Raw genomic sequence first — 12861 nt, 5'->3', positions numbered from 1 at the left:
GCAAGCCTAGTGAAGAGCAACATAACAGTAGCAATTCAAAAGCGGCTTAAAACAGCAAACTAGTGAAAAGTGCTGATGGTTTTGTGATTAGATATGCGTTTAAATCATCAAAAATGTACCGTACAAAGCGATTTAAAGATTTTATGATGAAAACCACACCAGTAACACAAAACGCTCTGTACGGTCAAATTTAAGGTAAATTAACCTATTGGTAAAAATAGGAATTAAAACATGGAAATATTAAAACAACTGTTCTTAACAAATCATAAACAGCCCATGCAAAAAAAGTGGGTTGCAACGGCTGTTGGGTATGTTCCTTGGGGAGATGGAGCAGAGGAGTATTTTTACAACCTCTATGAATATGAAGACGGCACAAGAGAGTGTGAAAAGTTTGACGGTGGTCAGTACTACACCGTACCAGAAAAGGCAGATTTTAGTACCAAAGCGCAAGTAAAAGCGTGGGTTTACGGTGGTGCTATTCCGAAAAGCGTTCTCAATTACGAACCTCTTATAGATGAGATCAATAAAGAGATCAAAAAATTATCGAAAGCAGTTTGATACTCTTTGTAGCAGGAAAGAGATCAACGCATTGAACGAAGCATGGCGTCACGTAAAATTGCGTTAATCCGTGTTTGATATCCTTTCCCTTGACTTTTAAGCCACGCTAGAACGTCTGAATCCACACGTACTGTTGTGACAGTTTTGGTTGGTTTATAGAATGGATTGCGAACGGCGTTTTTCCAGAATGCATCATTGAGTGACGGAATATCACTATGATCAATTGCACTGTCCGGCATTGCAGCCAGCTTATCAACTTCAACTCTCTGTTTATCTGTCAAAGGTGATAAGTTACCTACATCAATTTCATAAAGAACTTTCTTCTTCATAACGTTTCCTTTCTTTCGAGTTAGCTCGCCGCGCTGAAATAATACGGATTACTTCTATACCATCTTTATCATCATGGACAGTATGCGCCACGAGCAGCAGTAAAAAACCATCCACAAGACCCAAAGTTTGCCAACGATATTCTCCGTTTTCAATACGGTCTTGTTTAACCATGGCGAACGGGTCGGTAAAAACACGTGCAGCTATTTCAAAACTTACACGGTGCTTTCTAAGATTACTTTTCGCTTTAGCTTCATCCCATTCAAATCTTATTTTCATGTCTTATGTTAATACATTTATGTATGTATATCAAGAGTTTTAAATGAACACTGAACTATTTATGTTTTTTTGCATATTAAACATAATTTTATATGTTAAAAAACAATAATATCATTTTGAAATAATTGAAAAAATAAGCAAATCATGCTAAGATTTTCCATGTATTAAAGTACAAGTTTAAGGTAAGAAAAAACATGCTAAACAAAGTGACGTTAATCGGGCATTTAGGTGCTGATCCCGAAAGCAAAACAATGAATTCTGGAACAGAAGTAGTCAATTTTCGTATGGCAACTTCTGAAAGCTATACGGATAAAAATACTCATCAAAAAGTAGAGAAAACGGAATGGCACTCCATTGTGGTTTTTAATCCATATTTGGCAAAAATTGCACTTCAATATCTCAACAAAGGTTCAAAAGTTTACGTAGAAGGAAAATTACAAACACGCAAATGGCAAGATAAAAATGGTATTGACCGTTACACAACAGAGATTGTTTTACCGCAATTCAAAGGCGAGTTGTATTTGCTTGATGCAAAGAAAGAGCAGTCTACCTCTTCTTCCGTTACTTCTCAAAATTATGCTATCGCTTCAGGTGCTAAAGATTATAGCGCATCTCTTAATGATAGCATGCCATTTTGATTAAAAAATAGAGCAAAGAGAAACATGTGGGCTCCCACAGATTAGGGGATGTATGAAAAAGAAAGATACTTATATTTCACAAATGAAAGTACGTCAAGATCCTGTTAATCAATTGGCAATTGAAATGCGTGCTAAACGCTTTGGTTTGACGATTGAAGAGGCTAAAAATCCGCTTGCTGGGTCTTATGTTGGGCGGCTATGTTTGCAAGGTGTGCTTACTCAAGATCAGTATGATGCTGCGCAAAAATATCTTGAAGTGAAAAATGACTATTTGTGTGCAAAAGGTTTACCAAGCGCTGTTTATGACGAAATACCATCATCTTCTGATGACAAAGCAAGAGAAAAATGGGTCGAATTTGCAACAGGACAGTTTTCTAATATGCAAGAGGCGATAAAAGAAACACAACATCTCTATAAACAGTATAATCTTTATGCAGCAATACAATATATTGTTGTCGAAGACCAAACATTACCACATCTTGTGAATTCATTGCGGGTCGCTCTTAACGCGCTTCATAAATATTTTGACAGAAAAACTAAATGGTAAATGTTTATTATAATGTTTCAAAGGCAGTTGATTGCTCTTCTGATAGTTCGGCTATAAATACTGCGTGAGAAAAGCTAAATAATATATATACGAATAGCTCAAAGAATGCGATATAGAATACAATACCCATAGAGAGGTTTTCGTGAAACTCAATAAAAAGAATTAACATTTGTAGTAAAAATGAAACTGGTAGCGATTGTATTCTATATTGGATTGGTGCCATACAGACTGTAAGGGGAAGAGTAAGCATTAAAATAATTGTCCCTAACAAATAAGGGGCAAAAGAGCGGGGGAAAAACGTAGCAATGATGTACCCTGTAGAAAACATAATTATAAAGGTAACCACTGCTGTGAAATAGGAGAGCCCCACTAGGCGCAAGAGTAGAAATAAGCCACGTTTAGCAAAACGAAAGTAATAATTTATTGTTTTTTCTCCGTTTTTTTTCTTAATCGCTTTATGTTCTCTAAATCTTTCTCGTTTTTCAATTATTTCGTTCCATTTGCTTTTATCCTTTGTAAAAGCATAATCGATAGTTTCTAACGTTGGCAGTATTATTGTTAATAGTATTTTTCCTACTAAATTTAGGAACTCTTTTAGAGTTTCAAGTATGCCCCCTAGAAATAATCCAATGCCGTAAATTACTAATATAATAATATCAATTAATATTGGGATTATTAAGATAAGGATTACAATTCCTATAATAAACCACATTTTCTCCCCCTTTTTATTAATCATTAATCATAGTATTGAATTTTTAATTGATTTTTTTCTCAACCAGATTCATTCTGTTTTTCCATTATCATTATCTGTTTCTGTTGTTGCCAAAGCTTTTCGTATAATTCCTCAATTATTTTCTCTTGTTCCTTAATCGCTTTGTAGTGTCTATCGACCATCCTACTGTTTTCCTTAACTGCTTCGTTTCGTTGTATAATCGCTTTATTAATTTTTTCATTCTCATAATCAAACGCCATTTGAGAGTATTCGACTAAGCGATCATGTTCAAAATTTGCTATTATTCCTAGGTAATTTCTCCAAGCAAACAACAAAATTGCTACTACTAATAAAGAGTTTCTTGAAAATTCAAGATACCAAAGCACCCCAAGTACTATGACTAATAAAAGAGTACCTTGAAATTCTGTATTCCGACCATTCTCTGCTTCTTCCCGCATGTCAGAGACTATAGCCCATAGGATGAGTATACCCACTATTACTATGACAATATCACGCATTGTTCTCCCCCGCTTTTTATTAGTTTCTAGTCATATAATTGATTCGTTTAGATGATACAATTGTGAGTGGTTGGTTGTTAAAGACACTAGATTTAGGTAAAAAAATAAAAAATATACAATATCGTGATTTTTTTGTTGACAGGATATGAAAAATAGTGTTTTATGGCGTTGCTGTACTAGTCGAGTTGTGTCTAGAATTACGGTAAAGGTATAACCTTTCTTATAAGTTTATATGATTGTTCAGAGCCCTGCTTTTGCGGGGTTTTTTTATTGTCTTGTTTACAAAAAGAAACACACATGAAAACCACTGAAAAACTTGCAAAAAAAACGCCCCCAAAGGCAGGTCAAGGGCGAGTAAAAGGTGTGCCAAATAAAACGACACGTATTTTGAAAGAAGCAGTGCTTAAGGCAGCTGAGCGCGCTGGTAAGAAATATGGTGATGATGGTTTGATCTCTTATCTAGAAAAACAGGCAATCAAATGCCCCGCTGCTTATCTGTCATTGTTGGGAAAGATTTTGCCTCTTCAAGTGACAGGGGAAGATGGGGGCGCCATTAAGATGATAACGCGTGTAGAAATCGCGCCTTTGGTCAATGACGACACGACAGATTAATATTGTTCCAAAGCTTATACCGATTTTTACAGGTAAGGCTTTGGTGCGTGCTGCTTGGGGAGGAAGAGGGTCTGGAAAGACAAGATCATTTGCCTTGATGGCTGCTTTAAAAGGCTATCAATTTGGTATGGGAGGGATATCAGGCACTATACTTTGTGCACGTCAGTTTCAGAATTCGCTAGCAGAGAGTTCATTGGAGGAGATTAAGCGCGCCATTGAAGCGCACGACTTTTTAAAGGACTATTACAAGGTTGGGGAGTCGTCGATTAAATCGATAGATGGTCGTATAGCCTTTCAGTTTTCTGGACTAGACCGTAATATTGCCAGTATCAAATCCATGGGGCGTATTTTGCTTTGTTGGGTTGATGAAGCAGAGCCGGTTACAGAGACGGCTTGGCAGACGCTTATACCGACTTTGCGAGAAGAGGGAGAGGGGTGGCGAGCAGAGTTATGGGTCACATGGAACCCGTTGCGAGAGAATGCACCCGTTGAGAAGCGGTTTCGCTTTTCAGACAATGAGGCAATCAAGCGTGTAGAGATCAATTGGTCAGACAATCCGAAGTTTCCCAAGATCTTGAATGAAGCACGATTGGATGATCTGAGAAACCGTCCAGAGACCTATAAGCATATCTGGGAAGGGGATTATCTGAAAGCGGTTCAAGGTGCTTATTATCAGAGGGAAATGTTGGCAGCCGAGCAAGAGGGGCGGATAGGGCGTGTTGCGCGTGACCCTTTAATGCAGATACGGGCTTTTTGGGACATTGGGGGTACGGGCGCCAAGGCAGATGCAACAGCGATATGGATAGCACAGTTTGTGGGGCGAGAAATCAGAGTGCTTAATTATTACGAAGCACAGGGACAGCCATTATCGGAACATATCGGTTGGTTACGTCAAAATGGTTATGAGAAGGCATTGATGGTGTTACCCCATGATGGTGCGACGAGAGATCGTGTGCACAATGTGAGTTTTGAGAGTGCTTTAAATGATGCGGGTTTTGAAACGCAAGTAATCCCTAATCAAGGGGCGGGGGCGGTTAAGATGCGAATAGAGGCGGTGCGGCGTATTTTGCCGTCTGTTTGGTTTAATGAAGAGATGACGGTAGCAGGGCGCAAAGCACTGAATTGGTATCACGAGAAATGGGATGAGAAGCGCGGCATTGGTTTGGGTGCAGAGCATGATTGGTCGAGCCATGGGGCGGATGCCTTTGGTTTAATGTGCGTTGTCTATGAAGCACCCAGTGTCAAACCCAAGCAAGAGCGTTATTGCACGATGGAAAGAGAAGCGGCATCATGGATGGCATTCTAGATCAAGACTTTCAAAAAACGACAATCCTCGATGAATATGAAATCTATAAGCGTTTAAAGTCTTGGTACGCAGAAGATATTGAACATGTCAATAAATGGCGTGAACAGGCGCGTGAAGATTTTGATTTTTATAATGGTCGTCAATGGGCAGAGGAAGATCTTGCGGTTTTAAAAGAGCAACGCCGTCCTGTCATGACTTTTAACCGCATTGCGCCCCTTGTGAATGCTATTGTTGGAGCGGAGCGTAATAATAAGCGCGAAGTACAGTTTCAACCACGGCAAATGGGAGCAGCAATACCCAATGAATTGCTTACTGGAGCAGCAGAATGGTTTCGTGATGAGGCGGAGGCGGAATATGCCGATTCCGATGCTTTTCAGGATATGGTCATTTGCGGTATGGGCTGGACAGATACGCGGCTTGATTATGATACAGATCCCGAAGGGATACCTGCTGTTCAACGTTTAGATCCCTTAAAAATGGTTTGGGATGCCAATGCTGTAAGACCAAATCTCATTGACGCACAGCGTATGTGGTATGTTGATCGTAAATCTGTTGAGGATGCTAAAAGTCTTTTTCCTGATGTTGCTGTTGAAGATCTTAACGCCGATTGGGCTATCGATAGTACAACCGCTTCTGAGGATTCTCATGTGTCACTTGATGCGTATCAAGATGACTCCAATGCGACTTCTCTATCAGAGCCGTGTTCTAGGAAACGCTATGTTACGCTGGTTGAATGCCGTTGGTTTGAATATGAGATCACTTACAAGGCGCCTGATCTTCAAACCGGCCAGATGCGCAACTATAGCAAACAGGAGTTTGAACAGCTTCAAAGGGTGATGCCACAACTACAAGGGGTGTGTTTTAATAAAAAAGTGGTGAGGCGCGCTTTTCTAGGACGACGTCTTTTAGCAAAGCCCGATAAGCCATTAGCACCTGATGGGCAATTTGGGTGGGAGTGTATCACGGGCACGCTGGATAAGCTTAAAAACCAGTTTTACGGGATTGTTCGCCCCGCAAAAGATCCACAAAAATGGTCGAATAAATATTTTAGCCAAGTGATGTATATCCTTAATAGCCAGTCTAAGGGCGGCTTGATGGCAGAACGAGGCGCTTTCGATGATGATCGCCAAGCCATGGAAAGCTGGGCGCGAACGGATACGATTACTTGGGTTAAAAATGGCGCGCTTACAGGAGGGAAAATTCAACCAAAGCCAAGTGCACAATTTCCCAATGGATTTTTCCAGCTGTTTAATGAATCGCGTGAAGCGATAACGCATGTAACAGGGTTATCGGCTGAGTTTATCGGAACACGGGAGGTCAACCAAGCCAATGTGCTGGAAAATACACGCCGGCAATCAACGCTTAATTTGCTTGCGGGGCTGTTTGATAATCTCAAGCTTTATCGGTGTAGGCAGGGAAAGATTATTCTCTATCTTATTCAGAATTATCTCTCTGATGGGCGTTTGGTGCGTATTTCTGGACAAGAGAATGCGCAATATGTGCCGTTAACCCGTGAAGCTGTCACAACGCTTGAGTATGACATTATTGTCGATGATTCACCGACAAGCCCCAATGAAAAAGAAAAAACTTTTGCGGCAATTACGCAGATGTTGCCGTTGCTTGGTGGCTTCTTAACACCGGAGATGATTCCAGATCTTTTAAAGCTTTCCCCACTGCCAGCAACATTGGTAGCAAATTTAACGGCAAAAGCACAGCAGGCACAACAAGAACAGCAGCAACAGCAGATGATGCAACAAAGCCAAGGAGCACAATTAACTCCAGAGCAACAAGCAAAGATTGCTGTTTTACAGCAAGAAGCGCAAGCAAAGAGCACACTCTATCAACTTGATGCGCAGCAGAAACAAACGGCATTGCAGCAGAAAAATATCGAACTTTTCTTGAAACAAGAACAAGCGCGTATGCAGCTCGAACTTCAACAGGCAAAAAATGAGATAGCGCAGCGTGATTTAGAACGCAAAGCTTTACAGGCACAGTTGGAACACTATCGAGTTTTGACAAAAAATATAATAACACATTGAAGGGACAGAATATGGAAGAAGAGTTTACGCCTGAAGAACAAGCAATCTATGATGAACATTTTGCCAGTGATAATGCTGTTGAGTTGGTCGAGCTTGAACAAGTTGAGGAAGTTTTTGATGCAGAGGAAAGTTCTGAACAGCCAGCTGTAGAACCGCTTCAGGAGCAGCCAAATTCTGATGTAATAGAATCTGATAAACTAAAGCAAGAGCGGCAAGCACGCCAAAAGGCAGAACAAAGCGCCATTGAAGCGCGTGAATTGGCTATTGAACTTGCGCAAAAATATGCCGCAATGCAGGAAGAAGTCACGCGCCGCCGTGAGGAAAATGTTCCCTCCCTAGAAGACAATCCAAAAGCACATGTTGCATGGCTTAGTCATAAGGTACAAGAACAACAGAAATTGCTTGATGAGTTTTCTCATATGAGAGAGAGCCAAGAGCGCATGAGTCAAGAGGAATATGAACGCCAAAAATTAGGGGATTATTTCGAGGAAGCCAAAGCGCAGGTACAAGATAAATATCCGGATTTAGACAGTATCACCGATTATCTCTATGAAAGAGCAGACAGTGTCCTACAAGCGCAGGCAGATCTTTATCCACAATGGAAAGACCCCATGGCTCGGCAACAGCAAATTGGTGTTGAATTGCGTCAGATATGCCAACAATGCCAAAAAGCCGGTATAAACCCAATAGAGGTGCTGGTGCAAAAAGCGAAAGCTTTTGGCTATAGTGGAGCGCCCGTTAAGGACGAAGTGGGAGCCCTTCAAGAGCGCTCTCAAGCAGCGCGGACACTTACAGCGCGCGGCGGACAAGTTCCAACAGGCGGTATGGATGTGAGAACGCTTTTTTCCATGCCGGAAGCAGAATTTGCTGTATGGGTTGAGAAAAATCCCAAAAAATTTGAACAAATTATGAGCAGAGCGTGAGATGTGCGTGGTGACGCAACAGAGAGAACCAAGTGATTTTTATCGTTTGGGATAGCCGCAAGGCGAGTTTTAAAAACCAAGAAAGGCATTGATTGAAATGGCAGTAACAGAAGTAAAGCTCAATGACCCATTAGCCGTTGGCGTTTGGGCTAAGATGCTAAACACAGAGACCTCAAAAGCGTTGCCTATTACACCGCTGATGGGGGAGAGCAAAAACAGCATTATCCAAGTGTTGGATGTGCTAGGAAAATCCGCTGGTGACTCTGTGACGAGCGGATTAAGAGTCCAACTTATGGGGGATGGCGTTAGCGAGGGACAAACGCTGGAAGGCAATGAAGAAGCCCTCCAATTTATGAATGAAAAGGTGCGCATCAACGAGCTTACTCATGCTGTGCGCATCAAATATGAAGGCTCTATTGATCAACAACGTGTTCCCTTTAATTTGCGTAAGGAAGCAAAAGATGGGTTGGTTGATTGGTATGCAGACCGTTTAAGTATGATGTTTTTCATTCAGGCTGCAGGCTATACAGCACCATGGATGCATTTTGAAGGGCGCAGCATAACGCTTAAACCGGTGCATTATGGTTTTAACGCGCCATCAGAGCCAAGCAAATTGCGTGTTATTCGTCCGAATAAGAAAAAGACTGATGAAGAGCTTACAAAAGATGATGTTTTTACATTAGATCTTATAGATCGGGCTGTTGAACGCGCTAAACTTGCTAATCCACGTTTGCGTCCGGTTCGTGTTGATGGGAAATCGGCATATGTGATGTATCTCCACCCAATACAGGTAACTCAATTGCGTACCAATACAAAGAGTGGTCAATGGTTAGACATTACCAAGGCAGCTTATGATGGCTCTGGAGCTAAGAACCCAATTTTTAATGGTTCTTTAGGGATGTATAATGGTGTTATTTTGCGTGAAGCTGAACATGTCCCCAATGGTGTTAATTCAAAGACACAAGAGCCTGTTCCCTCTGTTCGTCGTGCTATTTTGCTTGGTGCGCAAAGTATCATCATGGCTTATGGACGCATTGGCAATGGTGCAACAGGAGGTGATGATAAAAAGGGTGGTACACGTTATAAACTTGTTGAAGAATTGTTTGATTATCAACGTGAATTTGGTTTGGCGGCAAAGACCATTATCGGCATGAAAAAATCACGCTACACCTTGCCTCATTCTGATCAAGGGGGACAGGATTTTGGTACCATTGTCATCCCTTCTTTTGCTGAAGCAAGCTAATTATTAAAGGATGACAATTATGGCAGAAAAATCGCTAATTACACAGGAACCTGATGAAACTGTTGAACCTATTGAAACCGTTGAACCTATTGAAATTGTTGAACCTATTGAAATTGTTGAGATGACAGATGAGGGATTGCCACCTGTTTTGCAGGGACGCAACAACTCTACGCAGCAGGTTAGTTATTTACGGGCGCGTGTTAAATGTACGGACCAAGGGTTGATAACGAAAATTGGCGTTCTACCCCGAGGGGCTTTTATAAAAAGTATTACAGCTTATCCCATGGAGGATTTTGAAGATGTAAAAGCTACATTTGGAAAAGAGCCTCATGGTAATGATTATGGAAATATAGGGCTTACGCAATATTCCAATAGCAATCTGTACCTCCCTATGAAGGAACGAGATGTTCCATTAGAAGCTGAAAGTGCGATTTACATGACACGAGACAAGAAAAGCACCAAAGGTGATGTTGAGGTGATTGTTGAGTTTTATACAAATCGTTAAAGGCAAGGGGGCGTTTGTTGCTTGCGTCCCCCTCCCATACAAGATGCCGCAAGACATTTGGAAGAGGGTAATATGACAATAATAGTACAGACAGGTGGTCCGATTGGAGACAAACAGACCATTGCTCCTTGGGATAAAAATTTTATCCAGATGTTAAACGATATTCAGGATGAAATAGATGATCAAACAGATGAGTATGTTGATCAAGTGCAAAGGGCGATATTTTCGGCTATTCGCTTTTGTGAACGATTGCCTTTTTATTTCAATGAAAGCCGCGAAGTTGTTTTTACCACTATAAAGGGAAAAAGCCGTTATGGTGCAGAGACACATCCTTCAATGACAGGGGCTGTTCGCATTGTTGATGCTTACATTTATGAAGATAATCACAGCAAATCAAAGCTTTTGCATACAGATCCGCTTTTTATTGAGAATCTTGAGGATGATTGTAGCCATGGCATGCCGACACGCTATGCTTATTTTGAACAAAAGCTTGTATTGTATCCAACACCAGAGCGAGTTTATTCTATCAGGCTTATTCTTGACCCTATAAGAATAAAAGATATTGAGAGTGCACAAGAAGCGTCCATATGGTTTTTAGAAGCCTATGAACTGATCAAAACGCGTGCAAAGTATGAAATTTATACCAATATTATTAAAGAACCACAGATGGCAGCGGCAGCTTTTGCCATGTTTCAAGAGCAACTCGATGCGCTACAAATTGAAACATCACGGCGCAAGAATTTGTTAAAAATTCAACACACGGATTTCTGATGACCTTTATTCCTATTGCTGAGTATAGACCAGATGTTGCATTTATTAATAGTGGTTATTCTAGTGAGATTGTGAACGTTTTACCTGCACCAAATTCGTATATTCCGTTTCCTATTGTGGCGCCGGTCTCAGATCCTTTTCCGGATGTGGTTTTGGGGGTCTATGCGGTGCGCTCATTGGGTGGTGTTCGCATCATTGTGGGGGCACCAACAAAACTTTATGAATATGACAACAGCACGCGCGGCTGGAAAGACATTAGCAAACCTTACACACAATATCACGCCAATGAAACTGCACTTTGGTCTTTTGCCTCCTTTGGTGATCATATCATTGCTGTTAATAGCAATGATCCACCACAAATGCTTTCGTTAAAAACGGATGAAAGGTTTTGTGATCTGAGCGGTAATCCTCCGCGTGCTGGACTTGTACGTGTGTGGGGTGATTTTGTTTGCTTGATGCAATTAACAGATAAGCCAAACCGTGTTCAGTGGTCAGGTTTGAATGATGCGACACATTGGACGGTTGGGGAGAAAAATTGCGATTATCAAGATTTTCCCGATGGAGAATATGTTCAAGGATCTACGGAATCAACAAATCCGCTTATTTTCATGCGCTCCGCCATTTATCACGCAACCTTTGTACCAGGCTCTAAAATTATATTCAGTTTTGCAAAAATAAAAGACAAAATAGGAGCTAAAAGCAGCACAGCAATTGCAAGCCGTGGAGACTGTACTTTTTTTGTCTCTGATGATGGTTTTTATCAAATCAACAGTGCTGGTGAAATGCTCCCTATTGGTTTTGGCAAAGTCGATAAAACCATCTTCACACTTTACAATAACTTTGCCATTGATGAGATGAGGGCATGTATTGATCCGGTCTATTCTCGTGTTTATTTTTCTATCAATGATAACACTGAAGGTATGCATATTTATGTTTATGATTGGCTCTTGCAAATATGGAGTGTCATTAAGGGGCAGAACCTTCTCTTATTTCCCCTCTTTGCTGCTGGTTATACATTAGAAGGCTTAGACGAAGTACAAGAGAGCTTGAAAGATTTACCAGCTTCTCTTGATAGTAAAATGTGGCAAAATGGTGCGCCTGTTTTGGGAGCCTTTACGCCAGACAACACATTTGGTTTTTTTGCAGGTCCTCCGATGGAAGCAGTTATTGCTTCACAAATTGTGGGGGATACGGGCAGGCAAATCAACCTGATGAGTGAGGCTTTTGTTCAAGCGGATACCACAAATGGTTTTTTAAGTGTTGGAGCGGCTTTTATCATTGATAACAAGAACCAATTAAATTGGGCTAAAGAGCGTTATGCCGGCTATAATATTGGGATGTATAATATCCGCTCACGGGCGCGTTATCACGCTTTGCGTCTGAGAATACCAGAAGGTACGCCATGGACGCATATAACAGGCTTTGATGTAACGCTGAAACCCGCGGGCATAAGATGAGTTTTAAGATCTATAATACAGAAAAATGGAGCGCTGAACAAATGGCGCCCTATTTTGACAATGTCATAAAATCGATAGCTTATTTTAATCAAAAATTCCCTGATGATTATAATACAGAGACCATTTTAAACGATATTTTGAAGGGAGAAAAAGTTCTTTGGATTATCGTTGATGCGCATGAAAACTTTATGGCGCATGTCACAACACAGTTACAAGAACTCGTCACTGGAGCATTAAGGGCGGTTGTTGTCACGCTTGGTGGAAAGGGAGGAGCGCCCTTAACAAAGCTTATCACTCAGATTGAAGCCTATTACAAGAAAAAAGGGGCAAAAGAGCTTGTCATCATAGGCAGGCGAGGGTGGGAAAAATCTCTTAAATCGCATGGATATCTCGTTAATCTTTTAGAATATAGAAAGCAGCTTTAAT

The 12861-nt window shown here is 40.9% G+C and carries 16 protein-coding genes; 12 read left to right on the top strand and 4 right to left on the bottom strand.

The genetic code is table 11. The features are described 5' to 3' along the window. Positions 1–231: 231 nt before the first annotated feature. Entirely contained in the window at positions 232–558 is a 327-nt protein-coding gene (locus ACFIM1_RS07225) for a hypothetical protein (protein ID WP_375608737.1), read from the top strand. 23 nt (positions 559–581) lie between these two features. Here ACFIM1_RS07225 and ACFIM1_RS07220 read toward each other — a convergent pair whose 3' ends face one another. Together ACFIM1_RS07220 and ACFIM1_RS07215 are read right to left on the bottom strand one after the other, a co-directional pair. Beyond that, positions 582–887, bottom strand: coding sequence for a BrnA antitoxin family protein (locus tag ACFIM1_RS07220; RefSeq protein WP_273756873.1), 306 nt, complete (start codon positions 885–887; stop codon positions 582–584). Then, positions 865–1164, bottom strand: coding sequence for a BrnT family toxin (locus ACFIM1_RS07215; protein WP_375694546.1), 300 nt, complete (start codon positions 1162–1164; stop codon positions 865–867). The genes ACFIM1_RS07220 and ACFIM1_RS07215 overlap by 23 nt, the downstream gene beginning before the upstream one ends. 194 nt (positions 1165–1358) lie before the next feature. Between ACFIM1_RS07215 and ssb the strand changes: the two genes are divergently transcribed. Together ssb and ACFIM1_RS07205 are read left to right on the top strand one after the other, a co-directional pair. After that, complete coding sequence (gene ssb / locus ACFIM1_RS07210) at positions 1359–1802, top strand: single-stranded DNA-binding protein (protein ID WP_375615402.1); 444 nt, start codon at positions 1359–1361, stop codon at positions 1800–1802. A 52-nt stretch (positions 1803–1854) separates the two neighbouring features. After that, positions 1855–2349 carry a hypothetical protein gene (locus tag ACFIM1_RS07205; RefSeq protein ID WP_375615401.1) on the top strand — a complete coding sequence of 165 codons (495 nt, stop codon included), beginning with the start codon at positions 1855–1857 and terminating at the stop codon, positions 2347–2349. Between the two features lie 7 nt (positions 2350–2356). Here the strand turns inward: ACFIM1_RS07205 and ACFIM1_RS07200 are convergent, their stop codons facing one another. Continuing rightward, positions 2357–3061 (bottom strand): hypothetical protein, encoded by a 705-nt coding sequence (locus ACFIM1_RS07200; RefSeq protein WP_375614127.1) that lies wholly within the window; start codon positions 3059–3061, stop codon positions 2357–2359. 59 nt (positions 3062–3120) lie between these two features. Beyond that, entirely contained in the window at positions 3121–3579 is a 459-nt protein-coding gene (locus ACFIM1_RS07195) for a hypothetical protein (RefSeq protein WP_375614126.1), read from the bottom strand. A 297-nt stretch (positions 3580–3876) separates the two neighbouring features. Here ACFIM1_RS07195 and ACFIM1_RS07190 point away from each other — a divergent pair, with 297 nt between their 5' ends. The 9 genes from ACFIM1_RS07190 to ACFIM1_RS07150 all read left to right on the top strand — a co-directional run bounded on the left by ACFIM1_RS07190 (position 3877) and on the right by ACFIM1_RS07150 (position 12860). Further along, a complete protein-coding gene (locus tag ACFIM1_RS07190; RefSeq protein ID WP_375607311.1) occupies positions 3877–4191 on the top strand; it encodes a hypothetical protein in 315 nt (104 codons plus the stop codon). Continuing rightward, entirely contained in the window at positions 4172–5497 is a 1326-nt protein-coding gene (locus tag ACFIM1_RS07185; RefSeq protein WP_375614732.1) for a PBSX family phage terminase large subunit, read from the top strand. The genes ACFIM1_RS07190 and ACFIM1_RS07185 overlap by 20 nt, the downstream gene beginning before the upstream one ends. Continuing rightward, a complete protein-coding gene (locus ACFIM1_RS07180; RefSeq protein WP_375607313.1) occupies positions 5482–7536 on the top strand; it encodes a portal protein in 2055 nt (684 codons plus the stop codon). Before ACFIM1_RS07185 ends, ACFIM1_RS07180 begins: the two co-directional genes overlap by 16 nt. 11 nt (positions 7537–7547) lie before the next feature. Further along, on the top strand, positions 7548–8459 hold the full coding sequence (locus tag ACFIM1_RS07175; protein WP_375607314.1) for a hypothetical protein: 912 nt from the start codon (positions 7548–7550) through the stop codon (positions 8457–8459). 97 nt (positions 8460–8556) lie between these two features. After that, positions 8557–9702: a N4-gp56 family major capsid protein gene (locus tag ACFIM1_RS07170; protein ID WP_375607315.1), complete on the top strand. Its 1146-nt coding sequence runs from the start codon at positions 8557–8559 to the stop codon at positions 9700–9702. A gap of 19 nt (positions 9703–9721) precedes the next feature. Then, complete coding sequence (locus ACFIM1_RS07165) at positions 9722–10207, top strand: hypothetical protein (RefSeq protein WP_375615400.1); 486 nt, start codon at positions 9722–9724, stop codon at positions 10205–10207. 72 nt (positions 10208–10279) lie between these two features. Next, the gene (locus tag ACFIM1_RS07160; protein ID WP_375614737.1) at positions 10280–10978 is read left to right on the top strand and encodes a hypothetical protein; all 699 of its coding nucleotides are present in this window, start codon (positions 10280–10282) and stop codon (positions 10976–10978) included. After that, positions 10978–12435, top strand: a complete 1458-nt coding sequence (locus ACFIM1_RS07155; protein WP_375607318.1) for a hypothetical protein — start codon at positions 10978–10980, stop codon at positions 12433–12435. Before ACFIM1_RS07160 ends, ACFIM1_RS07155 begins: the two co-directional genes overlap by 1 nt. A gap of 41 nt (positions 12436–12476) precedes the next feature. After that, entirely contained in the window at positions 12477–12860 is a 384-nt protein-coding gene (locus tag ACFIM1_RS07150) for a hypothetical protein (protein WP_375614751.1), read from the top strand. Position 12861 lies beyond the last annotated feature (1 nt).

Origin of the sequence: Bartonella sp. AC158YNML (genome assembly GCF_042196725.1) — a bacterium.
Taxonomy (GTDB): Bacteria; Pseudomonadota; Alphaproteobacteria; order Rhizobiales; family Rhizobiaceae; genus Bartonella.
The sequence above is the reverse complement of the archived record's forward strand: the minus strand, read 5'-3'. Positions and strand labels throughout refer to the sequence as shown.

Bases quoted from the DNA above. Each gene is read 5' to 3' on its own strand.
- ACFIM1_RS07225 (WP_375608737.1), top strand. From the start codon at position 232: ATGGAAATATTAAAACAACTGTTCTTAACAAATCATAAACAGCCCATG.
- ACFIM1_RS07185 (WP_375614732.1), top strand. From the start codon at position 4,172: ATGACGACACGACAGATTAATATTGTTCCAAAGCTTATACCGATTTTT.
- ACFIM1_RS07165 (WP_375615400.1), top strand. From the start codon at position 9,722: ATGGCAGAAAAATCGCTAATTACACAGGAACCTGATGAAACTGTTGAA.
- ACFIM1_RS07170 (WP_375607315.1), top strand. From the start codon at position 8,557: ATGGCAGTAACAGAAGTAAAGCTCAATGACCCATTAGCCGTTGGCGTT.
- ACFIM1_RS07150 (WP_375614751.1), top strand. From the start codon at position 12,477: ATGGCGCCCTATTTTGACAATGTCATAAAATCGATAGCTTATTTTAAT.
- ACFIM1_RS07190 (WP_375607311.1), top strand. From the start codon at position 3,877: ATGAAAACCACTGAAAAACTTGCAAAAAAAACGCCCCCAAAGGCAGGT.
- ACFIM1_RS07175 (WP_375607314.1), top strand. From the start codon at position 7,548: ATGGAAGAAGAGTTTACGCCTGAAGAACAAGCAATCTATGATGAACAT.
- ACFIM1_RS07220 (WP_273756873.1), bottom strand. From the start codon at position 887: ATGAAGAAGAAAGTTCTTTATGAAATTGATGTAGGTAACTTATCACCT.
- ACFIM1_RS07155 (WP_375607318.1), top strand. From the start codon at position 10,978: ATGACCTTTATTCCTATTGCTGAGTATAGACCAGATGTTGCATTTATT.
- ACFIM1_RS07200 (WP_375614127.1), bottom strand. From the start codon at position 3,061: ATGTGGTTTATTATAGGAATTGTAATCCTTATCTTAATAATCCCAATA.
- ACFIM1_RS07205 (WP_375615401.1), top strand. From the start codon at position 1,855: ATGAAAAAGAAAGATACTTATATTTCACAAATGAAAGTACGTCAAGAT.
- ACFIM1_RS07215 (WP_375694546.1), bottom strand. From the start codon at position 1,164: ATGAAAATAAGATTTGAATGGGATGAAGCTAAAGCGAAAAGTAATCTT.
- ACFIM1_RS07195 (WP_375614126.1), bottom strand. From the start codon at position 3,579: ATGCGTGATATTGTCATAGTAATAGTGGGTATACTCATCCTATGGGCT.
- ACFIM1_RS07180 (WP_375607313.1), top strand. From the start codon at position 5,482: ATGGATGGCATTCTAGATCAAGACTTTCAAAAAACGACAATCCTCGAT.
- ACFIM1_RS07160 (WP_375614737.1), top strand. From the start codon at position 10,280: ATGACAATAATAGTACAGACAGGTGGTCCGATTGGAGACAAACAGACC.
- ssb (WP_375615402.1), top strand. From the start codon at position 1,359: ATGCTAAACAAAGTGACGTTAATCGGGCATTTAGGTGCTGATCCCGAA.